At 68.3% G+C, this 23263-nt stretch carries 25 protein-coding genes and 2 pseudogenes; 16 read left to right on the forward strand and 11 right to left on the reverse strand.

Translation table 11 applies throughout. The annotated features are described in order from the left end of the window. The first annotated feature begins 99 nt into the window (after positions 1 to 99). Together BKN37_RS14565 and BKN37_RS14570 are read left to right on the forward strand one after the other, a co-directional pair. On the forward strand, positions 100 to 669 hold the full coding sequence (locus tag BKN37_RS14565; protein ID WP_131823610.1) for an LppU/SCO3897 family protein: 570 nt from the start codon (positions 100 to 102) through the stop codon (positions 667 to 669). A 73-nt stretch (positions 670 to 742) separates the two neighbouring features. Further along, positions 743 to 1171 (forward strand): CBS domain-containing protein, encoded by a 429-nt coding sequence (locus BKN37_RS14570; protein WP_071027078.1) that lies wholly within the window; start codon positions 743 to 745, stop codon positions 1169 to 1171. A gap of 16 nt (positions 1172 to 1187) precedes the next feature. On the opposite strand, the gene BKN37_RS14575 is transcribed toward BKN37_RS14570, so the two are convergent. Further along, entirely contained in the window at positions 1188 to 1802 is a 615-nt protein-coding gene (locus tag BKN37_RS14575) for a type II toxin-antitoxin system PemK/MazF family toxin (protein WP_071027046.1), read from the reverse strand. A gap of 82 nt (positions 1803 to 1884) precedes the next feature. Between BKN37_RS14575 and lepA the strand changes: the two are divergent. Next, positions 1885 to 3756 (forward strand): annotated as a pseudogene (gene lepA, locus BKN37_RS14580) (translation elongation factor 4). Next, positions 3753 to 4478, forward strand: coding sequence for a sensor domain-containing protein (locus tag BKN37_RS14585; RefSeq protein ID WP_242657253.1), 726 nt, complete (start codon positions 3753 to 3755; stop codon positions 4476 to 4478). Before lepA ends, BKN37_RS14585 begins: the two are co-directional and overlap by 4 nt. Before the next feature lie 5 nt (positions 4479 to 4483). Here the strand turns inward: BKN37_RS14585 and BKN37_RS14590 are convergent, their stop codons facing one another. After that, positions 4484 to 6499, reverse strand: coding sequence for a glycoside hydrolase family 15 protein (locus tag BKN37_RS14590; RefSeq protein WP_071027048.1), 2016 nt, complete (start codon positions 6497 to 6499; stop codon positions 4484 to 4486). Between the two features lie 105 nt (positions 6500 to 6604). On the opposite strand from BKN37_RS14590, the gene BKN37_RS14595 reads away from it, so the two are divergent. The 6 genes from BKN37_RS14595 (at position 6605) to BKN37_RS14615 (ending at position 10920) form a co-directional block, all read left to right on the forward strand. Then, positions 6605 to 6796: a hypothetical protein gene (locus BKN37_RS14595; protein WP_095407098.1), complete on the forward strand. Its 192-nt coding sequence runs from the start codon at positions 6605 to 6607 to the stop codon at positions 6794 to 6796. 138 nt (positions 6797 to 6934) lie between these two features. Next, positions 6935 to 7027: an Ms4533A family Cys-rich leader peptide gene (locus tag BKN37_RS30385; protein WP_423212795.1), complete on the forward strand. Its 93-nt coding sequence runs from the start codon at positions 6935 to 6937 to the stop codon at positions 7025 to 7027. 110 nt (positions 7028 to 7137) lie between these two features. Next, positions 7138 to 8169 (forward strand): sulfate ABC transporter substrate-binding protein, encoded by a 1032-nt coding sequence (locus BKN37_RS14600; protein WP_071027052.1) that lies wholly within the window; start codon positions 7138 to 7140, stop codon positions 8167 to 8169. Next, on the forward strand, positions 8166 to 9044 hold the full coding sequence (gene cysT / locus BKN37_RS14605; RefSeq protein ID WP_083341798.1) for a sulfate ABC transporter permease subunit CysT: 879 nt from the start codon (positions 8166 to 8168) through the stop codon (positions 9042 to 9044). Before BKN37_RS14600 ends, cysT begins: the two co-directional genes overlap by 4 nt. After that, the gene (cysW, locus tag BKN37_RS14610) at positions 9041 to 9856 is read left to right on the forward strand and encodes a sulfate ABC transporter permease subunit CysW (RefSeq protein ID WP_071027054.1); all 816 of its coding nucleotides are present in this window, start codon (positions 9041 to 9043) and stop codon (positions 9854 to 9856) included. The genes cysT and cysW overlap by 4 nt, the downstream gene beginning before the upstream one ends. Beyond that, positions 9856 to 10920 carry a sulfate/molybdate ABC transporter ATP-binding protein gene (locus BKN37_RS14615; RefSeq protein ID WP_071027056.1) on the forward strand — a complete coding sequence of 355 codons (1065 nt, stop codon included), beginning with the start codon at positions 9856 to 9858 and terminating at the stop codon, positions 10918 to 10920. The genes cysW and BKN37_RS14615 overlap by 1 nt, the downstream gene beginning before the upstream one ends. 33 nt (positions 10921 to 10953) lie before the next feature. Here the strand turns inward: BKN37_RS14615 and BKN37_RS14620 are convergent, their stop codons facing one another. From BKN37_RS14620 to BKN37_RS30390, 4 genes are all read right to left on the reverse strand, one after another. Further along, complete coding sequence (locus tag BKN37_RS14620) at positions 10954 to 11676, reverse strand: sirohydrochlorin chelatase (protein WP_071027058.1); 723 nt, start codon at positions 11674 to 11676, stop codon at positions 10954 to 10956. Then, positions 11655 to 12386 (reverse strand): phosphoadenylyl-sulfate reductase, encoded by a 732-nt coding sequence (locus tag BKN37_RS14625; RefSeq protein ID WP_071027060.1) that lies wholly within the window; start codon positions 12384 to 12386, stop codon positions 11655 to 11657. The genes BKN37_RS14620 and BKN37_RS14625 overlap by 22 nt, the downstream gene beginning before the upstream one ends. Then, a complete protein-coding gene (locus BKN37_RS14630) occupies positions 12383 to 14062 on the reverse strand; it encodes a nitrite/sulfite reductase (protein WP_071027061.1) in 1680 nt (559 codons plus the stop codon). Before BKN37_RS14630 ends, BKN37_RS14625 begins: the two co-directional genes overlap by 4 nt. A 114-nt stretch (positions 14063 to 14176) precedes the next feature. Then, positions 14177 to 14272 (reverse strand): Ms4527A family Cys-rich leader peptide, encoded by a 96-nt coding sequence (locus BKN37_RS30390; protein ID WP_423212796.1) that lies wholly within the window; start codon positions 14270 to 14272, stop codon positions 14177 to 14179. A gap of 99 nt (positions 14273 to 14371) precedes the next feature. Between BKN37_RS30390 and BKN37_RS14635 the strand changes: the two genes are divergently transcribed. The 3 genes from BKN37_RS14635 (at position 14372) to hemW (ending at position 16358) form a co-directional block, all read left to right on the forward strand. After that, positions 14372 to 14608 (forward strand): type II toxin-antitoxin system Phd/YefM family antitoxin, encoded by a 237-nt coding sequence (locus BKN37_RS14635; RefSeq protein WP_194074148.1) that lies wholly within the window; start codon positions 14372 to 14374, stop codon positions 14606 to 14608. A 23-nt stretch (positions 14609 to 14631) separates the two neighbouring features. After that, positions 14632 to 15030, forward strand: a complete 399-nt coding sequence (locus BKN37_RS14640) for a type II toxin-antitoxin system VapC family toxin (protein ID WP_083341799.1) — start codon at positions 14632 to 14634, stop codon at positions 15028 to 15030. A gap of 155 nt (positions 15031 to 15185) precedes the next feature. Beyond that, entirely contained in the window at positions 15186 to 16358 is a 1173-nt protein-coding gene (gene hemW, locus BKN37_RS14645; protein WP_071027063.1) for a radical SAM family heme chaperone HemW, read from the forward strand. Here the strand turns inward: hemW and BKN37_RS14650 are convergent, their stop codons facing one another. The 4 genes and pseudogenes from BKN37_RS14650 to BKN37_RS14660 form a co-directional block, all read right to left on the reverse strand. Further along, entirely contained in the window at positions 16359 to 18368 is a 2010-nt protein-coding gene (locus BKN37_RS14650; protein ID WP_131823611.1) for a serine/threonine-protein kinase, read from the reverse strand. A gap of 72 nt (positions 18369 to 18440) precedes the next feature. Continuing rightward, positions 18441 to 18560, reverse strand: a pseudogene (locus tag BKN37_RS27805) (PIN domain nuclease); the annotation flags it as partial. 2 nt (positions 18561 to 18562) lie between these two features. Continuing rightward, positions 18563 to 18796 carry a type II toxin-antitoxin system Phd/YefM family antitoxin gene (locus BKN37_RS14655; RefSeq protein WP_071027067.1) on the reverse strand — a complete coding sequence of 78 codons (234 nt, stop codon included), beginning with the start codon at positions 18794 to 18796 and terminating at the stop codon, positions 18563 to 18565. Positions 18797 to 18858: 62 nt separating this feature from the next. Beyond that, the gene (locus BKN37_RS14660; RefSeq protein ID WP_071027068.1) at positions 18859 to 20070 is read right to left on the reverse strand and encodes a sodium-dependent bicarbonate transport family permease; all 1212 of its coding nucleotides are present in this window, start codon (positions 20068 to 20070) and stop codon (positions 18859 to 18861) included. A gap of 551 nt (positions 20071 to 20621) precedes the next feature. Here BKN37_RS14660 and BKN37_RS14665 point away from each other — a divergent pair. Together BKN37_RS14665 and BKN37_RS14670 are read left to right on the forward strand one after the other, a co-directional pair. Next, positions 20622 to 21644, forward strand: a complete 1023-nt coding sequence (locus BKN37_RS14665; protein ID WP_071027070.1) for a Rieske (2Fe-2S) protein — start codon at positions 20622 to 20624, stop codon at positions 21642 to 21644. Continuing rightward, positions 21641 to 22129, forward strand: a complete 489-nt coding sequence (locus BKN37_RS14670) for a hemerythrin domain-containing protein (RefSeq protein WP_071027072.1) — start codon at positions 21641 to 21643, stop codon at positions 22127 to 22129. The genes BKN37_RS14665 and BKN37_RS14670 overlap by 4 nt, the downstream gene beginning before the upstream one ends. A gap of 69 nt (positions 22130 to 22198) precedes the next feature. Here BKN37_RS14670 and BKN37_RS14675 read toward each other — a convergent pair whose 3' ends face one another. Next, positions 22199 to 22423, reverse strand: coding sequence for a hypothetical protein (locus tag BKN37_RS14675; RefSeq protein WP_071027074.1), 225 nt, complete (start codon positions 22421 to 22423; stop codon positions 22199 to 22201). A 219-nt stretch (positions 22424 to 22642) separates the two neighbouring features. Between BKN37_RS14675 and BKN37_RS14680 the strand changes: the two genes are divergently transcribed. Then, positions 22643 to 23137, forward strand: a complete 495-nt coding sequence (locus BKN37_RS14680) for an MTB12 family secreted protein (protein ID WP_071027076.1) — start codon at positions 22643 to 22645, stop codon at positions 23135 to 23137. Positions 23138 to 23263 lie beyond the last annotated feature (126 nt).

Raw genomic sequence — 23263 nt, forward strand, 5'->3', positions numbered from 1 at the left:
ACAACTCCTAGGCCCTGAGCCGCCAACACCCCCACTACCCACAACCGCCCGCCCCCCCCCCCGACCCCACCACCTTGTAAGTCGGCGGCAGCTTCCATTGTGAGAAGGAGACAACCCCCACCCGCCCCGAAGGCGAAGCCGTCGATCGGCAAACGGATCGGCAGCGCCGCGATGGTGCTGATCGGGGTGATCGCGGCCAAGGCCGTCGTCGGTGGGCTTTTCCATCACCACGGCAGTAGCGGCGGCGACGAGCCCTTGTTCGATTACGCCGTCGGCACCTGCCTCAAGGTGGACACGACGATCATGGTTAAACCCGGCGACGTCCACGAACTGCCCTGCTCGTCGCCGGACGCCCGGGTGATCGTGGCCAAGAAGTACACCGGTCAGAAGAACTGTCCCACCGAGGAGTACGCCACCCTCGAGGGCGGTGGCGGCGGGCTGTGCCTGCAGGACGACCTGGCCGTCGGCACCTGCTATCAACAGGGCATCGTCACGCACTTGTTCGAACCCACCGGGTGCACCCCCGGGTTCACCGAGCCCACGGTCCGGGTTGCGCTGCGGCGCGACGGCGTGGACGACCCCGGACTGTGCGGCGGCGACCAGCAACCGCTGAACTACCCGGAGCCGCCGCTGACCTACTGCCTGGAGGTCATCGGCACCACCGGCTGACCCGAGAGCGGATCACCCACCGCGGGGCGTGGCGTAGCCTAGTGTGAACCGGATCACAAACGCGGAGGTCTGGATGCGAATAGCGGACGTGTTGCGGAATAAGGGCGCAGCGGTAGTGACCATCGACCCGGACGCCTCGGTCCGGGATCTGCTCGCCGGGCTCGCCGAGCACAACATCGGCGCCATGGTGGTGGTCGGACCGGATGGCCTGCAGGGCGTGGTGTCGGAGCGCGACGTGGTGCGCGAGTTGCACGCCCACGGCGCCAGCATGCTGGCCCGCCCGGTGTCGACGATCATGACCTCCGTGGTGGCCAGCTGCACCAAATCCGATTCGGTGGACGATGTCAGTGTGCTGATGACCGAGAACCGGATCCGGCATGTGCCGGTGCTCGAGCAGGGCCGGCTGGTCGGGATCGTCAGCATCGGTGACGTCGTCAAAACCCGGATCGAAGAGCTGCAAGCCGAGCAGGAGCAGCTGCAGTCCTACATCACCCAGGGCTAAGCGCCGTCGAGCGGGCTCAACTCCACGAATAGGAGTTGCGCAGCCGGGCCGCGACCACGTCGAACAGGGCGCGGTCCAGGATCGCGCCCTCGCGCCGGATCCCTTCCTCGGGGACGTCGAGCACCCGGTCCAACCGCACCCAGCTGGGCCGGCCCTCGTAATCCCACGGGCCGACGCCAATGCCGACCCAGGCCGGGTCGTCGTGATGGTGGGTTTGGCTGGACAACATCAGCCCCAGCAGCGTGTGCCGGTCGCGGCCCACCACCAACACCGGACGGTCCTTGCCGCGGGTGGGGTCGTCTTCGTAGACGACCCAGGTCCACACCACCTCACCGGGATCAGCGCGGCCGTCCAGGTCCGGGGCATACACGACTTTGCGGGCCCGGTGCGCGGTCGGGACGCTGCCGCTGGTCACCGGGCGACCGGCCGGGATCGCGACCGGCGGCTCCGACGTGGCGCCGGACAGGACGTCCAGACCGATCTTGATGCCTTGCTGAATGCCGCGTTGAATGCCCTGCTGGACGGCCGGCACGTGCTGGAGCTGGCGGATGACTCGCGGGGCCTCGTTGAACACGAGGTTCTCGGCAAACCGCTGAAACGTCTGCCACCCTGTCCTCCGCGGGGAAGCCATGGCGCCAGCATAGGTGAGAACGCTGAGGCGCGATTGTGTTGTCACGGTCGTCGCTGGATACCCTGGAAGCCGCGCCCCGCCGCTGTCCCACCCCGTCAACCAGGAGATTCCCATCAGCAGTTTCGCCGACCAAACCTTCACCGCGCCGGCGCAGATTCGGAACTTCTGCATCATCGCCCACATCGATCACGGCAAGTCCACGCTGGCGGACCGGATGCTGCAGCTCACCGGCGTCGTCGACGAGCGGTCGATGCGCGCCCAGTACCTGGACCGGATGGACATCGAGCGGGAACGCGGCATCACCATCAAGGCCCAGAACGTGCGGCTGCCGTGGGAGGCCAACGGCCAAAAATACGTGCTGCACCTGATCGACACCCCCGGCCACGTCGACTTCACCTACGAGGTGTCCCGCGCGCTGGAAGCCTGCGAGGGCGCCGTGCTGCTGGTCGACGCCGCCCAGGGCATCGAGGCGCAAACGCTGGCCAACCTGTACCTGGCGCTGGACCGCGACCTGGCCATCATCCCGGTGCTCAACAAGATCGACCTGCCGGCGGCCGACCCGGACCGCTACGCCGCCGAAATCGCGCACATCATCGGCTGCGAACCCGACGACGTGTTACGGGTGTCCGGCAAGACCGGCGAGGGCGTCGCCTAACTGCTCGACGAGGTGGTCCGCCAGGTGCCCCCACCCACCGGGGACGCCGACGCCCCCGCCCGGGCGATGATCTTCGACTCCGTCTACGACACCTACCGCGGCGTGGTCACGTATATCCGCGTCGTCGACGGCAAGATCGTCCCGCGCGAGAAGATCGCGATGATGTCCACCGGCGCCACCCACGAACTGCTGGAAGTCGGCATCGTCTCCCCGGAGCCCAAGGCCAGCAAAGGCTTAGGCGTCGGCGAGGTCGGCTATCTGATCACCGGGGTGAAGGACGTGCGCCAATCCAAGGTCGGCGACACCGTCACCACCGCGCGGCACGGTGCCACTGAGGCGCTGACCGGCTACCGCGAACCGCGGCCGATGGTGTACTCCGGGCTGTACCCGGTGGACGGCTCGGACTACCCGGACCTGCGCGACGCGCTGGACAAGCTGCAGCTCAACGACGCCGCCCTGACCTACGAGCCGGAAACCTCGGTGGCGCTGGGGTTCGGGTTCCGCTGCGGCTTTTTGGGTCTGCTGCACATGGAGATCACCCGGGAGCGCCTGGAGCGCGAATTCGACCTGGACCTGATCTCCACCTCGCCCAACGTGGTGTACCGGGTGGTCAAAGACGACGGCACCGAGGTGACGGTGACCAACCCGTCGGACTGGCCGGAGGGCAAGATCGGCACCGTGTATGAGCCGGTGGTCAAAACCACCGTCATCGCGCCCAGCGAGTTCATCGGCACCATCATGGAGTTGTGCCAGTCGCGCCGCGGCGAGCTCGGCGGCATGGACTACCTGTCGCCCGAACGCGTCGAGCTGCGCTACACCCTGCCGTTGGGGGAGATCATCTTCGACTTCTTCGACGCGCTGAAATCCCGCACCCGCGGCTACGCCAGCCTGGACTACGAGGAGGCCGGCGAGCAGGAGGCCGCGCTGGTCAAGGTCGACATCCTGCTGCAGGGCGAGGCCGTCGACGCGTTCAGCGCCATCGTGCACAAGGACGCCGCGGCGGCCTACGGCAACAAGATGACCACCAAGCTCAAGGAACTGATCCCGCGCCAGCAGTTCGAGGTGCCGGTGCAGGCCGCGATCGGCTCGAAAATCATTGCCCGCGAGAACATCCGCGCGATCCGTAAGGATGTGCTGTCCAAGTGCTACGGCGGCGACATCACCCGGAAACGCAAACTGCTGGAAAAGCAGAAGGAAGGCAAGAAGCGGATGAAGACCATCGGGCGGGTCGACGTGCCGCAGGAGGCGTTCGTCGCGGCGCTGTCCACCGACGCCGGCGGGGACAAGGCCAAGAAGTGACGGGCACACCGCTGGTGTCGCGGACCGCGGTGTTGCTGTCAGTGCTGGTGTTGGTCAGCGGCTGCACCCGCATCGTGGACGGCACGGTGCACCCGGCGTCGGGGCTGACCCCGAGTCCGCTCACCGGTCGCGCGGTCAAGCAGGTGCTGCTCGACGACGCCGAGCTGGAGAAGATGCTGGAGCAGCCCTTCGAAAGCGACCCCAACCTGGCGCCCCGGTTCGGCGACGACGCGTTCGACGAGCGGCCCGACGTCTCGTCCCCGGATTGCGCGCTGGCGGTCGGCCTGATGCAAAAGAGCAGCTACGACTCCGCCGACGTGCAGGAGGCCGCCCGGGAGATCTGGTGGACGCCGCGGGATGACCGCGACGCGACGGTGATCGATGTGGAAGAGGGCGTGGTCGCGTTGCCCAGCGTCGCGGACGCCGACACCGCGTTCGAGGAGCTGACCAAGCAGTGGGAGCACTGCGACGGCGAGGCGGTGACGTCCCGGGGTGACACCTTTACCCTGAGCCGACCCAAAGTCGCTGATTCGGTGCTGTCGGCCAGCACCAGTTTCAGCTTCGATTCCGGGACCATCCCCGGGGTGCGAGCCCTCGGTGTCCGGGTGAATTGCCTAGTCGAGGTGCAGGTTTCGTTCTACCGCGACGTGTCGGGGGAGCGCAAAAGCAGCGCGGTCGACATCGCGCACACCATGATGGACAAGGTCACCGCGCTGAGCTGACGCCGTTACATCGGGGCGTTGGCGGGCTGGAAGGTGCCGGTGCTTTCGGCTTCCTCCTCGGCCCGGATCACGTGCACCACCGCGTTGATCAACGCCAGATGGGTGAACGCCTGCGGGAAGTTGCCCAGGTGCCGCCCGGTGCGCGGCTCGATCTCCTCGGCGTACAGGTGCAGCGGGCTGGCGAACGACAGCAGCCGCTCGCACAGCCGCTTGGCGCGGTTGACGTCGCCGATCTCCACCAGCGCCGACACCAGCCAAAACGAGCAGATGGTGAAGGTGCCCTCCTCGCCGGCCAGCCCGTCGTCGGTCTCCTCGACGCGGTAGCGCAGCACCAGGCCGTCCTCGGTGAGCTCGTCGGCGATGGCCAGCACGGTCGCGCGCACCCGCGGGTCATCCGACGGCAAGAACCGGGTCAGGATCGCCAGCAGCAGCGACGCGTCCAGCGCGTCGCTGCCGTAGCGCTGGGTGAACACCCCGCGCGAATCCACCCCGTGTTCGAGCACGTCGGCCTTGATCTCGTCGGCGATCTCCCGCCACTGCTGGGCGTAGCTGCGTTCGCCCTGCCGCTCGGCGAGTTTGGCGCCGCGGTCCAACGCCACCCAGCACATGATCTTGCTGGAGGTGAAGTGCTGCGGCTCGCCGCGCACCTCCCAGATGCCGCGGTCGGGCTCCCGCCAATGCTTGACCGCCTCTTCGACCTGGGCCTTGAGCACCGGCCACAGCGTCTCGGGCACCTGTTCGCGCGACTTGGCGTGCAGGTACACCGAGTCCAGCATGGTGCCCCAGATGTCGTGCTGGGTCTGGTTGTAGGCGCCGTTACCGATCCGCACCGGGCGGGCATGGTCATAGCCGGACAGGTGGTGCAGTTCCTCCTCGACCAGGCTGCGTTCGCCGCCGACGCCGTACATCACCTGCAGCGGATGGCGTTCCCCGTTGTTGGCGCCGGACACGTCGGCGATGAAGGAGAAGAAGTCGTCGGCCTCGCGGTCCAACCCCAGCGTGTACAGGCCCCACAGCGTGAACGCCGAATCCCGCACCCAGGAGTACCGGTAATCCCAGTTGCGTTCGCCGTGCGGGGTCTCCGGCAGCGAGGTGGTGGACGCCGCCAGCAGCGCGCCGGTCGGCGAATAGGTCAGGCCCTTCAACGTCAGCGCGCTGCGCTGCAGGAACGCCCGCCACGGATGGTCGGGGAAGTTGCCGATATTGATCCACTGCCGCCAGAACTCGGTGGTGTTCCACAGCTTGTCGGCGGCCTCTTCGTAGGTCTGCGGCGCCGGATGCCGCGACCAGCTCAACGCGACGAAGACGTTGTCGCCCTCCTTGAGCCGGGTGCGGGCCCGGGCCTCGCGGCCCTCCAACCCCAGCCGCAGGTTGGTGGTCAGCCGCAGCGTCGGGTGACCGTCGGGGTTCTTGGTGGCCCGCGCGACCGCTTCGCTGTAGCCGTTGGCCGAGTACTCCCAGCTGGCGCCGAGCCGGTGGTAGTCGAAGGCCGGCTCGCAGCTCATCACCAGCTCGACGGTGCCGCTGACGCAGCGCACACTGCGCAGCAAGATGTGTTCGGCGTCCCAGTCCATCGGGGTGCGCCGATGCGTCCGCGACCGGGTCTCGATGTCGTGCCAGGGCCCCATCACCAGCGCGTCACGCACGATCAACCAGCCGGTATGGGTCTGCCAGGTGGTCTCCAGGATCAGGCTGCCGGGCAGGTAGCGCCGCGCCGACGGCACCGAGACGCCGTAGGGTCCCAGCCGGAAATGCCCGGCGCTGCGGTCCAGGATCGCGCCGAACACGCTCGGGGAATCCGGGCGCGGTACACACATCCACTCCACCGAGCCGGCCGCGGAGATCAGGCAGGTCGTCTCGCAGTCGGACAAAAACGCGTAGTCGGCGATCGGCGGGAACGGGTTGCGCAGCGGGGCGCCCGCCACGTAGGGCACCGGGGTGCTCATGGTCAGCGGTCGGGCGATGGTCTTGTCGGTGGGCTCGGTGGTGGGCTGGTCGGCGGGCTTGGTATGCAGGACCATGCGGCCATCATCATCTGCCGACCGGCCCGGCGTCCACCTCGGGGAGGTGTGTCGGCGGTCGCGGCGAGGTTGGTTTCCCCGGGCCGGCCGCATAGGGTGAGCGGCGTGGCTGGGTTCCTGAGCTGGTGGGACGGCATCGAACTGTGGCTGTCCGGGCTCGGCTTTGTGATACAGACCATCGTGGTGATGCCGGTGGTGTTGGTGATCGCCTACCTGGCCGCGGTGCTGATGGACGGCCTGCTCGGCAACGGCATCCAGCTGATGCGACGCGCCTGGCACAGCGACGAGGAGTCCTGATGGGCGGGCTGCCGCGATCCCGGGTGACGTTGGTGTTGGTGATCTTGATCGTGCTGGTGATCGTCACCTGGCTGCTGACCCGCTGACGCGGCCGGGCCTCGGCCTGCGGTGATGACAATTTCTGTTAGGCTTCGCGGCATGCTCGCAGCGTCCGGTAACGGTGAGTGCCACATCTTGGCGCTCATTGCCGTGGGAAATTGCGCTGTGGCCGATGTGCACTGTTGTCGCTGACGTGAGAGTCCCGTCCGCGGTGTGGCTTTGTCAGTGCGTGACCCTTAACTACTGAGCACCTTTCCGTCGCGACGGGCCGTATCGCTGAAGCCCGCACTGAAAGGTCACCCATGTTCAACCAGGCCCGACGCGCCACCGCGCTGATCGTCAGCGCGGTGCTGGGCGCCGCCCTGCTGGCGGCCTGCGGCGGCGGCCCCAGCGACGTCGTCGGCGGCAGCAGCCGCAGCGGTGCGCACACCAGCATCACGCTGGTCGCCTACTCGGCGCCCGAACCGGGCTGGAGCGCGGTGATCCCGGCGTTCACCGCCTCCGAGGAGGGCAAGGACGTGGAGGTGGTCACCTCCTACGGCGCGTCGGCCGATCAGTCCCGCGGGGTGGCGGCCGGCAAACCCGCCGACATCGTGAACTTCTCGGTGGAACCCGACATCACCCGGCTGGTGGCCGCCGGCAAGGTGTCCCCGGACTGGGACAAAGACGCCACCAAGGGTCTGCCGTTCGGGTCGGTGGTGACCCTGGTGGTGCGTAAGGGCAACCCGAAGCACATCAAGGACTGGGATGACCTGTTGCGGCCCGGGGTGGAGGTCATCACCCCCAGCCCGCTGAGTTCGGGCTCGGCGAAATGGAACCTGCTGGCCCCCTACGCGGTGAAAAGCGGCGGCGGCAAGAACGCGCAGGCCGGGTTGGACTTCGTGCGCAAACTGGTCAGCGAACACGTCAAACTGCGTCCGGGATCGGGCCGGGAGGCCACCGACGTGTTCGTCCAGGGCAGCGGCGACGTACTGATCAGCTACGAAAACGAGGCCATCGCCACCGAACGGCAGGGCAAACCGGTCGAACACCTCAACCCGCCGCAGACCTTCAAAATCGACAACCCGATGGCGGTGGTCACCACCAGCAACCATCTCGATATCGCGACCGCGTTCAAGAACTTCCAGTACACCGCGCAGGCGCAAAAGCTGTGGGCCCAGTCCGGTTTCCGGCCGGTCGACCCGGCCGTGGCCGCCGACTTCCGGGATCAGTTCCCGGCGCCGGAGAAACTGTGGACGATCACCGACCTGGGCGGCTGGGACGGTGTGGACCCGCGGCTGTTCGACAAACGCAACGGCGCCATCACCAAGATCTACATGCAGGCCACCGGATGACCGCGACCGCAGAGCCGGACAGGGACATCGCCGGGTCCGCACCCGACCGCGTCCGCGGTGGGGTAGCGGCGCAGCTGGGGCAGCGGCTGGGCAGCACCTCGCTGCGGGTGGGCACCGCGGTGGTGTGGCTGTCGATCATCGTGCTGCTGCCGCTGGCCGCGATCGGTTGGCAGGCCGTCGGCGGCGGCTGGCAGGCGTTCTGGTTGGCGATCAGCTCGCATGCCGCGCTGGAGTCGTTTCGGGTGACGCTGACGATCTCGGCCGGGGTGACCGTGCTCAACCTGATCTTCGGGCTGCTGATCGCCTGGGTGCTGGTGCGCGACGACTTTCCGGGCAAACGGCTGATCGACACCATCATCGACCTGCCGTTCGCGTTGCCCACCATCGTCGCCAGCCTGGTGATGCTGGCCCTGTACGGGCCCAACAGCCCGGTCGGGCTGCATCTGCAGCACACCGGCTGGGGTGTCGGGGTGGCGTTGGCGTTCGTGACGCTGCCGTTCGTGGTGCGCGCCGTGCAGCCGGTGCTGCTCGAAATCGACCGGGACGCCGAGGAAGCCGCCGCCTCGCTGGGGGCGGGTGGCGCGACGATCTTCACCACCATCGTGTTGCCCGCGCTGACCCCGGCGCTGTTGACCGGCGCCGGGTTGGCGTTCTCGCGTGCCATCGGCGAATTCGGCTCGGTGGTGCTGATCGGGGGCGCGGTGCCGGGCAAGACCGAAGTGTCCTCGCAGTGGATCCGCACCCTCATCGAAAACGACGACCGCACCGGTGCGGCGGCCATCTCCATTGTGCTGCTTTCTATTTCGTTCGTGGTGCTGTTCATCCTGCGCACCGTGGGCTCGCGCGCCGCCAAACGTGAGGAGCAGGCGGCATGACTCCCTCCGCGGCGATCCGCTACCTCACCCGCTACCTGGCGCTCGGCTACATTTTCGTGCTGCTGGTGGTGCCGGTCGCGCTGATCCTGTGGCGCACCTTCGCCCCGGGGCTCGGGCAGTTCTTCGACTACATCTCCACCCCGGCCGCCATCGCGGCGCTGGACTTGACGCTACTGGTGGTGGCGATCGTGGTGCCGTTGAACCTGATCTTCGGGATCCCGACCGCGCTGGTGTTGGCGCGCAACAGGTTCCGGGGCAAGGGCGCGCTGCAGGCGGTCATCGACCTGCCGTTCGCGGTGTCGCCGGTCATCGTCGGTGTGGCGCTTATCGTGCTGTGGGGGTCGGCGGGCGCGTTGGGGTTCGTCGAAAACAACCTCGGCATCAAGATCATCTTCGGGTTGCCGGGCATCGTGCTGGCCAGCCTGTTCGTCACCCTGCCGTTCGTGATCCGGGAAGTCGAGCCGGTGTTGCACGAACTGGGCACCGACCAGGAGGAGGCGGCGGCCACCCTGGGTGCGGGCTGGTGGCAGACGTTTTGGCGGATCACGCTGCCGTCCATTCGGTGGGGGCTGACCTACGGCATCGTGCTGACCGTGGCGCGGACGCTGGGCGAATACGGCGCGGTGCTGATGGTGTCGTCGAACCTGCCGGGGACCTCGCAGACCCTGACGCTGCTGGTCTCCGACCGCTACAACCGCGGCGCCGAGTACGGCGCCTACGCGTTGTCCACCCTGCTGATGGCGGTTTCGGTGCTGGTCCTGGTGGTGCAGGTGATTCTGGATGCCCGGCGCGCGGGCAAGGAGGTGTCCTAGTGACTACGAACGCGATCACCGTGACCGGCGCCAACAAGCACTACGGCGATTTCGCCGCGCTGGACAACGTCGACTTCGTGGTGCCCGCCGGGTCGCTGACCGCGCTGCTGGGGCCCAGCGGGTCGGGCAAATCCACCCTGCTGCGCGCCATCGCCGGCCTGGACCGGCCCGACACCGGCACCATCACCATCAACGGGCGCGACGTCACCGGGGTGCCGCCGCAGCGGCGCGGCATCGGGTTCGTGTTCCAGCATTACGCGGCGTTCAAACACATGACGGTCCGCGACAACGTCGCGTTCGGGTTGAAGATCCGCCGCCGGCCCAAGTCCGAGATCAAGGCCAAGGTCGACAACCTGCTCGAGGTGGTCGGGCTCAGCGGGTTTCAGGGCCGCTACCCCAACCAGCTGTCCGGCGGGCAGCGTCAGCGGATGGCGCTGGCCCGCGCGCTGGCGGTCGATCCGCAGGTGCTGCTGCTCGACGAGCCGTTCGGCGCGCTGGACGCCAAGGTCCGCGAGGATCTGCGGACCTGGCTGCGCCGGCTGCACGACGAGGTGCACGTCACCACCGTGCTGGTCACCCACGACCAGGCCGAGGCGCTGGATGTGGCCGACCGGATCGCGGTGCTCAACAAGGGCCGCATCGAGCAGGTCGGCTCGCCCACCCAGGTGTACGACGCCCCGACCAACGCGTTCGTCATGTCGTTTCTGGGGGCGGTGTCCTCGCTCAACGGCGCGCTGGTGCGACCGCACGACATCCGGGTCGGGCGCACCCCGGACCTGGCGATCGCCGCCAGCGACGGCACCGGGGAGACCACCGGCGTGGTGCGCGCCACCGTCGACCGGGTGGTGACCTTGGGGTTTGAGGTGCGCGTCGAGTTGACCAGCGCGGCCACCCACGGGTCGTTCACCGCGCAAATCACCCGCGGGGACGCCGAGGCGCTGGCGCTGTCCGAGGGCGACACCGTCTACGCGCGGGCCACCCACGTGCCCCCGCTCAACGGCGCGATCGCCGAGGACGCCGATTTGCCGCGAGCGGGCGTGTCCCCGGCCGACACGCCGGCCTAATTCCCGGGTTTGCGCACCCTCGCGCCGGTCGGCCTACGCGGCGATCCGCGCGGCCAGCGCGTCCTCGACCCGGTCCAGCACGGCGGCGGCCACCAGCCGATGCGCGCCCAGCGGTTCGGCCATCACGATGCCCGCGGTCGCGGCGTAGTCGGCGACCCGGTCGGTGATGCGGCCGTGGGCCAAAAACCAGGGGGCGATCGCCAGGTGGGTGGCGCCGCGGTCCCGCAGCCGCTGCGCGGCCACCGGCAACGGCTCCGGCCCGGTGGCGAAGCCGACTTCCACGCCCGCCCACCGGGTTCCGCGGGCCAGGGCGCCAGCCAGCCGCGCGGTGCGCGCGTTGGCGGCCGGGTTCGACGAGCCCACCGCCACGACCAGCACCCCCAGCCCGGCGTCGAACCGGGAGGCCCCCGCCTCGGTGAGCCGCTGGCGCATCACGGTCAGCAGCCGCTCGTCCTCGCCGAGCACGTCGGCCTGGTGCACCCGGGCGCCGGACTCGGCGATCAACCCGGGGATGTCGATGCGCGCGTGGTAGGCGCTGGCCAGCAGGAACGGCGCGACGACGACGTCGCCGGACAGCCCGGGCAGCACATCGCGCAGGTTCGGGGTGTTCTGCTCGCAAAACGCCACCCGCACGTCCAGCTCGGGCGCCACCCGGCGCAGATGTCCCGCGATCGCCCGGGTATTGGCCGAGGAGCGCGGATCCGCGCTGCCGTGCGCGGTCAACACGAGGGTGGTCACGAGGCGTGCAGCCCGCATTCCACCTTGGCCGTGCCCTGCCAGCGCCCGCTGCGCGGGTCGGCGCCGGCCAGCGGTTTGGCGGTGCACGGAGCGCAGCCGATCGACGGGTAGCCCTCCTCGACCAGCGGGTTGACCAGCACATCGTTGGCGGCGATGTAGTCGGCCATGTCCTGATCGGTCCACGCGGCCAGCGGGTTGATCTTCACCAGGCCGAACTGCTCGTCGAAGCTGATCAGCGGGGCGTTGGCCCGGGTGGGCGCCTCCACCCGGCGCAGCCCGGTCACCCAGGCGGCGTAGCCGCGCAGCGCCTTGGTCAGCGGGACGACCTTGCGCAGCCGGCAGCATTCGCCGGGGTCGCGGGCGAACAAGTCCTTGCCCAGCAGCTCGTCCTGCTGCGCCACCGTGTGCTCGGGGGTGACGTTGAGGATCGAGATGTCGTAGACGGCCTCGACGGCGTCGCGGGTGCCGATGGTTTCGGCGAAGTGATACCCGGTGTCCAAGAACAGCACCGGCACCCCGGGCCGCACCTTGGCGGCCAGGTCCACCAGCACCGCGTCCTGCATGTTGGAGGCCACCAGGTAGTTGCAGGTCGCCGCGCCGCGCGGGCCGTGCACGCCGCCGAAGTGCTCGTCGGTCCAGCGCAGCAGCTCGGTGGCGTTGGCGCCGTCGAGTTCGGCGGCGCCGCGGGCGGCCAACTCGCGCAGCTGCGTTTCGGTCCAGTCGTTCATCGCAGGTCGTCCTCGTCGGCGCGCAGCACCCACTGGGCAAAGCGTTCGCCCTCGTCGCGGTGCTTGACGAAGTTGCGCACCACCCGCTCGATGTAGTCGCCGAGCTCGGCGTCGAAGACCTTGTGCTGGCGCAGCTTTCGGCCGAACCCGCTGTCGGCGCCGAGGCTGCCGCCCAGGTGCACCTGGAAACCGGGCACCGAGTTGCCGTGCCCGTCGTCGATCATCTGGCCCTTGAAGCCGATGTCGGCGACCTGGATGCGGGCACACGAGTTGGGGCAGCCGTTCATGTTGACGGTGACCGGCACGTCGAGCTGGGCGTTGAGGTCGTCGAGCCGGCGCTCCAACTCGGGCACCAGCGACTGGGAGCGCGTCCGGGTTTCGACGAACGACAGCTTGCAGAACTCCAACCCGGTGCAGGCCATCAGGTTTCGCCGCCAATGCGACGGCGCCGACGGCAGCCCCAGCGCGTCCAGGCCGGCGACCAGCTCGTCGAGCTTGTCGTCGGGCACATCGAGGATGATCAGCTTCTGATACGGGGTGAGCCGGGCCCGATCCGAGCCGGCCTGCTCCATCAGGTCGGCCACCTTGGACAGGATGGTGCCCGACACCCGCCCGGCGATCGAGGCCACCCCGACCGCGTTGAGCCCGTTCTTGAGCTTTTGCACCCCGACGTGGTCGACCGTGTGGGGGACCGGTTGCGGGGCCGGACCGTCGATCAGCTTGCGGTTGAGGTACTCGGTTTCGAGCACCTCCCGGAACTTTTCGACACCCCAGTCCTTGACCAGGAACTTCAGCCGGGCCTTGGACCGCAGCCGGCGGTAGCCGTAGTCGCGGAAGATCGCGGTGACGGCCTCCCACACGTCGGGCACCTCATCCAGCGGCACCCACACCCCGACCCGCTGGGCCAGCATCGGGTTGGTGGACAGGCCACCGCCCACCCACAGGTCCAGGCCGGGGCCGTGTTCGGGGTGGTTGACGCCGATGAACGAGACGTCGTTGATCTCGTGGGCGACGTCCTGCAGCCCGGAGATCGCGGTCTTGAACTTGCGCGGCAGGTTGGCGTACTCGGGGTTGCCGATGTAGCGGCGCACGATCTCGTCGAGCGCGGGGGAGGCGTCGAGCACCTCGTCGAGGGATTCGCCGGCCAGCGGGGAGCCCAGCATGCCGCGCGGGCAGTCACCGCAGGCCTCGGTGGTTTGCAGGCCGACGGCGGCCAGCCGGTCCCAGATCTCTGGGACGTTCTCGATCTCGATCCAGTGGTACTGCAGGTTCTGCCGGTCGGAGATGTCGGCGGTGTCCCGGGCGAACTCGGTGGAGATCTCACCGAGGGTGCGCACCGCCGCGGCCGACAGCGCCTTGCCGTCGCAGCGCACCCGCATCATGAAGTAGCGGGCCTCGAGCAGGTCGGCGTTCTCGTCACCGGTCCAGGTGCCGTCGTAGCCCTGTTCGCGCTGGGTGTACAGGCCCAGCCAGCGGAACCGGCCGCGCAGATCGGTTTTGTCGATGGAATCGAAGCCCTGCTTGGCGTAGATGTTCACCACGCGGTCGCGCACGTTGAGCGGGGCGTCGTCCTGTTTGAACTGCTCGTTGCCGTTGAGCGGCTCGCGCTGACCCAACGCCCACTGGCCCTCGTCTCTGGTTTTGGCGGGGCGCGGTTTCGTCTTGGGGGACGTCATCGGGCAAGCTCTCCTTCGCGGAGGAGCCGGCTGGACCGCGCAAATCACCGGTGGCTGTCCCGGCAGCGCAGATCCGGTGGCCAGCTGGAAGTTCAGGTGGGCGGGTCTACGACATCAAGGCAGACAGCGACAGCTGCAGACACGCTTGAGATCGATATGCCGACGCGCCACCAGCGCAATATCAAACGGGGTGCGGTGGGCGACGGTCACCCGGCCATTGTGCCACAGCCGCCGCGGAACCGCGCTACCAGGTCAAAGTTGGGATCACGGTGAGCAAAAGGAGTGTCTCACCGGTGATACGCTGATGTCGTGGAGTCGGTGACGGTGCGCGACCTGCGCAATAAGGGCGGCGAGGTGCTTGACCGCGTCGAGCGCGGTGAGGCCGTGGTGGTCACGCGGGATGGCCGCGCGGTGGCCGAGCTGCGCCCGGTGCCCCGTCGCGGTCCGGGACCCGCCGAGCTCATCGCGCGTCGGAAGCGGCTGCCGCGGGTGGATCCCGACGCACTGCGCCGCGATATCGACGCCGTGCTCAACCCGTCGCTGTAATGCCTGAGGCGACATCGCGGGGAATGCTCGACACCTCCACCGTGATCCTGCTGGGACGCCTCGACGATCCGGCGACTCTTCCCGAGGAGTCCGTGGTCAGCGCTGTCACGCTGGCCGAGTTGTCCGTCGGGCCGCATGTCGCGCCGAGCGACGAAGAGCGCGCGGCGCGCCAGGCGCATCTGCAGCAGGCCGAATCGGACTTCGACGTATTGGCCTTTGACGACGCATCGGCGCGGGCGTTCGGCGCGGTGGCGGCGGCGTTGCGTGCGTCTGGGCGAAAACCGGCTGCTCGCGCCTACGACGCGCTGATCGCCGCCAGCGCGATTGCTTACGGGTTGCCGCTGTTCACCTGCAACCCGGCGGATTTCGAGGGGATCCCCGGGCTGGATGTGCGCCCGGTGCCCCACCCCGACCGGTCCTGACGGGTCGTGCCTGGCTTTGGCTGGGCGGCCGCCGTTGAGTCTGCGTCCACGGCGCGGTCTTCTCGAACGTCTGCGCCGTGGACGCAGAATGAATGCGCGTTCACCCTCGGATCCCGCTAACGGGCCGACACCGGTTAGCCGTGGGATGATTTGGCATGCCCTCTGCTCCCGCGCCGGTTGACCTGCCCGACCTGCGGTTGCGCCCGGGCGGGCCGTTCGGGCTGTACCTGCATGTGCCGTTCTGCCTGACCCGCTGCGGCTACTGCGACTTCAACACCTACACGCCGGCCGAGTTGGGCGGGGTCAATCCCGACGCCTGGCTGGCGGCGCTGTGTACCGAACTGGAGCTGGCGGCCGCGCGGCTGGGCGCGCCGACCGTGCACACCGTGTTCGTCGGCGGCGGCACCCCGTCGCTGCTGGGGTTTGCCCGGCTGGGCGTGATGCTCGACGCGGTGCGCACCCACTTCGAGCTGGCGCCCGACGCCGAGGTCACCACCGAGGCCAACCCGGAGTCGACGTCACCGGAGTTCTTCGCCGCGATCCGCGACGCCGGCTACACCCGGGTGTCGCTGGGCATGCAGTCGGTGGCGCCGCGAGTGTTGGCGACGCTGGACCGGGTGCATTCGCCGGGCCGGTCGGCGGCCGCGGCGCGAGAAGCGCTGGCCGCCGGTTTCGAGCACGTCAGCCTGGATTTGATCTACGGCACGCCGGGGGAGACCGACGAGGATCTGCTGGACTCGGTGGAGGTGGCGCTGGACACCGGCGTCGACCACGTGTCGGCCTATGCGCTGATCGTCGAGGACGGCACCGCGCTGGCCCGCCGGGTGCGCCGTGGTGAGCTGCCTATGCCCGACGACGACGTGATGGCCGAGCGCTACCAGCTGCTCGACGCGCGGCTGAGTTCGGCCGGGTTCTCCTGGTATGAGGTGTCCAACTGGAGTCGGCCCGGCGGGGAATGCCGGCACAACCTGGGCTACTGGGACGGTGGCCAATGGTGGGGCGCCGGACCCGGCGCGCACGGGTTCGTCGGCGACGTCCGATGGTGGAATGTCAAGCATCCCAACGCGTATGCGGGGTTGATTAGCGACGGTGAGCTGCCGGTGGGCGGGTTTGAAGAGCTGTCTGACGGTGACCGGCATACCGAGGACGTGATGTTGGCGCTGCGGCTGCGGCGGGGGTTGGAGGTGTCGCGGTTGGGTGCTGAGGAACGGCGTCGCGCTGACGCCGCCGTCGCCGATGGCCTGCTGGTCACCGAGGGAGGTCGGCTGGTGCTAACGGACCGTGGCCGGTTGCTGGCCGACGGGGTGGTGCGCGGACTGCTGGGGTAGTCAGCGGGTGGCCGCGATCACCGACACGGTGTCGTCGCCGCCGTTGGTGACGTAAACCATGTGGCCTTCGGGATCGACGGCTATCTGCATCGGCATAGCCCCGACGTTGATGTTGGCTGTGACGGTGTTGGTGGTGGTGTCGATGACGGACACCGTGCTGGCGCTGGAGTTGGCGACGTAGGCGGTGTGGGTGGTGGGGTCGACGGCCACACCGAACGGGTTCATGCCGACGTTGATGGTGGCCGTGACGGCGTTGGTGGTGTCGATGACGGACACCGTGTTGTCGCCTTCATTGGCGACGTAGGCGGTGTGGGTGGTGGGGTCGACGGCCACTCCGTTGGGCGTCTTGCCGACGTTGATGGTGGCTGTGACGGTGTTGGTGGTGGCGTCGATGACCGAGACCGTGCCGCCGCCGTTGGCGGTGTAAAGGGTATGTGCGGCGGGGTCGATGGCAACATCGTTGGGGCCCGGGCCGACTTTTATGGTGTTAGTGACGGTATTGCTGGTGGTATCGATCGCCGACACGGTGTCTTCGCTGTGGTTGGATATGTAGACGGTGTGGGTGGTGGGATCGACCGCAAGCCACCCCGGGGGCGCGCCGATCGTGAAGGTGTTGGTAATCGTGTTGGTGTTCGTGTCGATCACCGACACGGTCTCATCGTCAGATCTGGTGACGTAGGCGGTGTGGGCGGTGGGGTCGACGGCCGGCGGCCCCACTTTTTCACCGATTTTAATGGTGTTGATGACGGTGTGGTTGCTATCGATTACCGAGACGGTGCCGTCCTTGGCGTTGCCGATGTAGGCGGTGTGATTGGCCGGGTCGACGGCCACACCGACTGGGGTCTTGCCGACGTCGATGGTGGCAGTCACGGCGAGGGTGCGGGGGCGGGTGTGCCGGTTATTGACCCAGTACGCGATGCCAGTGGCTGCCGCCAACACCAGGACTGCAGCGGTGGCGAGCGCTGCGACCCAGCGCCGCCGCCAGCGGCGGCGCGCCGTGGTGGTCAGTCCAGGCGGTGGGGTGGTCCTAGACGGTTGGGTGGCGGCCAGTGCGGTGGGTGCGGCGGTCGTGAACTTTCCATCGCTCTGGTAGCGCCCGTCGCGGGTGGTCACCGGGTTAGTGGTGGCCTGTTGGGTTAGCTCCGGTGGGTGCGCAGGGTTGGCTGCTGGGTTGTGGTTGAGGGCGGTACGGGCGGTGTGGGCGAGTTGGCCCGCGCTCTGATACCGCTGCTCGGGGTCTGCTGCCATGCCGCACGCGATGACGTCGTCGAGCGCTGTTGGGATCCCAGGCCGTATTTGACTGGGCTTTGGCGGCGGTCCGTTGACGTGGGCGAACATCTGTTGTTCGACGCTGGTGGCGGGGTAAGGCGTTGTGCCGGTGAGGCATTCGTGTAGTACGCAGGTCAGCGCGTAGATGTCGGCGCGGTTGTCGCAGTGCCCGGTGGTGAAGCGTTCGGGGGCCATGTAGGCCAGGGTGCCGATGGCGGCGCCGGTGCTGGTGAGTTTGGTTTGGCCGGCGGCGTTGGCGATGCCGAAGTCGATCAGGTAGACGAAGTTTTTCGGGGTGACCAGCAGGTTGGCGGGTTTGACGTCGCGGTGCACCAGTCCGGCGTCGTGGGCGGTGTCGAGCGCGGCGGCCGCCTGCTCGATGATGCGCACGGCCTGTTCGGGTGGCATCGGACCGTGCCGAGAAAGCAGGGTGGCGACGTCGGTGCCGTTGACCAGTTGCATGGCGATGAACAGCCGGCCGTCGATTTCGCCGGAGTCATAGATCGGCACCACATGGGGTTCGCCGAGCCCCGCCGCGGTGCGGGCTTCGCGGCGAAACCGTTGCTCGAACGACGGGTCGGCGGCGGCTTGCGGTGGCAGCACCTTGATCGCGACCTCGCGGTGCAGTTCGGTGTCGTAGGCGCGAAACACCTGGCCCATGCCGCCGGCGCCGAGCAACCCGCGCAGCCGGTACCGGCCGAACGCCTCGTCCAACCCCGCGACCTCCCGCCTCACCGACACGCGCCACGCATTACCTTACGGTTCGCCGAACCGGTCCCATGCCGGGATTCGCCGGCACCGGCGCAAAGAGATCTACGTCTTGAGCGTCGGCGTCAGGGCGGCACGCAGGATCCGGGCGTCGCTGGTCGCGATGGTGAGGTTTCGCCGCGCGGCCTGCGCCACGAGCATGCGGTCGAATGGGTCTTTGTGCTCCATCACGAATTGCCTTCCCAGGCCGCGATTTCGGCGTCCGGAAGTGGGTCATCGATGTTGTCCGGTACGACAAGCATCGGGAGCTGCCCGAACTTGCGTTGACGTTGATGCGCCGGCGTCAGCACCGCGACCGGACGGCCGTGGTTGGTGATCGTCACCGAGGCACCAGTCCGCTCGACCTCGGCGAGCAGCGCGTTGAGCTTCGCCTTGGCCTCCGTGCTGGTAACCGTCTTCATCCTGCGACGATAGGCGATTTTGCAACGATTCGGGCCAGGCCGACTTAAGCCGCGACGCGACCTCACCCCACCGGAAACCAGGTGGTGACGGCGCGGGCGACCTCGAGGTAGACCGGGATCCCGATCGTGACGTTGTAGGAGAACGTGAGGCCCAGCGACGCGGCCAGCGGCAGCGTCGGGCTGGCCTCCGGGATCGCCAGCCGCTGCACCGCGGGCACCGCGATGTAGGACGCCGCGCCGCACAGCACCGCGAACAGGACGTAGCTGCCCAGCTGGAACTGGGTGTGGGTGAGGTGGGCGTAGCTGTGCGCGACGATGATGCCCAGCGCCGCAAACAGATTCGGCGCCACCAGGCCGAAGGCGATAAACCCGCGACCGGCGCTGCGCAGATCCTTCAGCTTGCGCGATGCGGTCATCCCCATCTCGAGCAAGAACAGGCACAGGATGCCCTGGAAGGCCGCCACGAAGACGTTGTCGTCGTCGTGCACGACCTTCGCGCCCTGCAACCCGCCGATGAAGCCGATGGCCAGGCCGCCGAACAGCAGATACAACCCCGGATTGAGCAGCACCTCGCGCGCCAGCGTGGCGCTGAGCAGGCGCGGCGTCGGGCCCGTCGGCTCGGGATGCTCGCGCTGCTCCAGGGAGAACTCCAACTCTTCCTCGAGCTCCCGCTCGCGCGGGGTCTCGGCCTGATGCCCGTGACCCAGCTGGGCGGCCGCCACCGGCTCCAGCCGGGCTCGCGGGTTGTAGCCCGGTTCGTCGGGCATGGTCCCCACCGGATCCATGCCCCGCTGCCGCAGCCGCGCCACCAGATACAGCGCCACCACGCAGCCGGGAATCTCCATGATGGCCAACATGACCGGCATGTACGCGTCGAACGCCATCCCCACGGTGGCCAAGACGCCCACGCAGGTGGCGAACGTCCCCGCGGAATCCGACCCGTAAAAGCCGGCGACCGTCGCCCGATCGACGCGTCGCAGCGACGTCATCCGGGTCAACAGCCCATAGGCCAGCAGCCCGATCACACAGTTGGTGGCGAAGCCCAGCACCATGAACCCGGCGACGCTGGCGATGCTGGACGGATCGATGGTGGCGAGTTCCTCACCGCCGTGCCACCCGATCGCCAACAGCAGATACAGCGTCAGGCCCTGGTAGATCACGTACGGGAACTCGAACTGCACCTTCAGGATCGGGATCAGGAACCCGAGGTAGAAGAACAGCAGGAGCGGCTTGAAGAGGTTGTGGCGGAAGTTCTCCCAGAACTCCAGCAGCATCGATTCCTCCTCGCTCGGCGCGGCGGTTGGGGCCGCCGACGGGCCTGTTAACGTCCGACGGCGACTGGCGAATGCGCACCGGCGGGGGAGGCCTGCTGGACGACGCGGCAGGGTGCACGCTACTGGGGCGGCGATCACGGCCCCCGCGTGGCACCCGCAAGGCCCGCGGCGCGCCGGTCCCCCAAGATCCACGGTTGCGGAGATTTGTCCCTGAAATAACCGCGAATCAAGATCACACACAATGCTGTGAAATGGCTGGGAGCGATGGTATCGCCCCGATTTGACCGAGCTGGACGGACCGGCATATCGCCACGTCAACGCCGTGCATATGGCCTGATAGCCGACGGATTTACAGCATATTCCCAGCGGCCGCCCGACCGCGCAGGGTTTCTCACCCACCCTGTTGTCAGCTAATTCACACGCCGGGTCTACGCTGATCCGCGAAAGCGGATGGAATGCGCACCTGGCCTCGCAATGGCGCCCGGCCGGGTTGGGCGGAGACGCCGACGGATGGCCGTCGGTCTGGCGCGAGTAGACAAAGGACGGATGTGATGGTGGTTCAACGGTCACCGCGGGTGGAGGATCGATTCCATAAGGTCGGGAATCGGGTACTGACCGTACTCGGGCGCCAAGAGTGGCTGGACCGGCCCAGCTACCGCTTCGAGAACGTGCTGAGCTTCGCGTTCAACGCGTTCGGCGGCGCCCGCAACCGGGTGACCAACGCGCTCAACGGGGTCTGGCTCGGGCATCCGGTGCATCCGCCGTTGGCGTCGCTGACCAGCGGTGCCCTGGGCACCACGGTGGCGCTGGACGCGCTCAGCGTGCTGCCGGGCCGGCCCAAATCCGAACTGCTCGACGCGTCGCGGTTCGCCCAGCGGGCCCTGGGCTTGGGCATCCTGGCCAACCTCGCCTCGGCGGTCACCGGTGTCACCGACTGGCAGCACACCCACGAGCAGGACCGCCGGATCGGGGCGGTGCACGGCGTGCTCAACCTGATCGCCACCGGGCTGTACGTCCAGTCCTGGCGGGACCGTCGTCGTGGCCGGCACCTGCGCGGCATCGCGATCAGCGCCATCGGGTACGGCATCACCACCGGCAGCGGCTTTTTGGGCGGGGCGCTGGTGTTCGGCTCGGGGATCGGCATCGACCAGTCCGGGCAGCGGCTCCGCCTCGACGACTGGACGCCGGTGCTGCCGGCGGCGGCGCTGCCCAGCGGCAAGAAGCCCAAGCGGATCGACGTCGACGGCGTCGGGGTGGTGCTGTGCCGCGACGGTGACACGGTGTCGGCGGTCGGCGGCTACTGCCCCCACCTGGCCGCCCCGATGGAGGACGGCTGGCTGGACCGCGGCCACCTGGTGTGCCCGTGGCACGGCTCGCAGTTCGACACCCAAACCGGTGAGGTGGTCCGCGGCCCCGCGTCGGCGCCGCTGCCCTGCTATCAGGCCCGGCTACGCAACGGCATGATCGAATTGCGTGACGGCGCACCGCAACCGACCGGATCCGGGCGGCACACCTACGTGGCGGTCGACGCCTTAGAAGCCTCGGACAGCGTGGGAGAGGAAGTGGCGCAATGAGCAACGCCTACGACGTCCTGTGCGCCCACCACGACACCCTGCGCGGGCTGGGCACCCGGCTCAAGGCCGCGCCCGTCGGCTCCACCGAACGCCAAGAGATCCTCGACGAACTGCTGCTCGAGTTCGACATTCACATGCGCATCGAGGACGACCTGTACTACCCGGCGCTGGCCGCGGCCAGCACCCTGATCGCGATCGCCCACGCCGAGCATCGGCAAATCTACGACGCGCTGGCCGCGGCGTTGCGGACCCCGGTCACCTCGCCCGACTACGAAGCCGAATGGAACAGTTTCCTCACCGTCCTGGAGGCGCACGCCGACGAGGAGGAACGTGACCTGGTGCCCCCGCCGGCACCGGTGAACCTCAGCGACGCCGAACTGGAGGACCTGGGCAACAGGATGGCGGCACGGATGGAGGAGCTGCGCAACTCCAAATTCGAGCGGCTGCACGTCAAGGGCCGGGCCGCGCTGCTGCGGGCGCTGTAGGCCGCACAACCCCAAATACGGACCGAAGCCGGGCGGGAGCGCCGTTGCCCCCGCCCGGCTTCGGTGTCGTCAGCTGCGGGTGGCTTTCGTCCCGGAGAGCGCGGTGGCGCCATGGGCGGTGCTCTTGACGCGGTGGGTCACCGAACGCCACGCCGCCGGTGAATAGTGCGTGGTGGCTTCTTCGAACCCGTCCACGTGGTGCACGGTGAGCACGCCGGACTCCGGATTGATGGTGAGCTGGTCGCGCTCGGTGGCACGCACCTCTTCCCCGTCCAGCATCCGGATGACGAACACGGTGGGCGCTCCTCTCGTTGGGCCGTACCAAAGCTGACGTGACGCTACGCAGCATCGACTGCGGGACGGCACCCGTGGGCCGACGCACGCGTGAACGCCTCGGAAACGTTCGATGACGCGCGCACGCACCGCGATGTAACACAACCGGTCACCACAGCGACAACAGCAGTATCAGCGTGAATCTCTACCTCAGGTAGATGCCAAGCGAGAGGACCGGTCGTGAGCGTGAAATCCCTTGTCGCCGGGGTGGCGGCCCTCACCGCCGTCGGGGCCGCGGCCGTCGGCGCGACAGTTCTTGCCGTATCCGCCAGTCCGGCCGCCGCCCAGGTCCGGCCCGTGGTGTTCGACGTGCCGTTGGATCAAACGGCCGCCCTGCCGACCGCGGATCAGCTTCTCGGCGTGCTCAACGGCCTGGCCGACCCCAACGTGCCGTTCGCGAACAAGAGCAACCTGGTGGAAGGCGGCATCGGGCCGGTGCAAGCCGCGATGGCCGACCACCACATGCAGAAGGCGGCCAGCAAGGGGGAGCTGCCGTTGGCGTTCAACGTGGCCAACATCGCGCCGGCCGGACCGGGCGCGGCCAGCGCCGACGTGACCGTCTCGGGTCCCAAACTAGCGGCGCGCACCATGAACGTCACGTTCGTCAACCAGGGCGGCTGGATCTTGTCGAGCGGTTCGGCGGCTCAACTGCTGCAGGCGGCGTCGGGCAAGTAACCCCGTCATCACGCCGGCTGGAGGGGCCGCCCCACCTCGTGGATAGGTTAGGCTACATTTTCCCGTCTTTTTGTCTGATTTGGGGGTGCGGGGGGGCGGTGGGGTGGTGGGGGGTGGGGGGGGGGG

This window comes from Mycobacterium talmoniae, assembly GCF_001854525.1.
GTDB lineage: Bacteria > Actinomycetota > Actinomycetes > Mycobacteriales > Mycobacteriaceae > Mycobacterium > Mycobacterium talmoniae.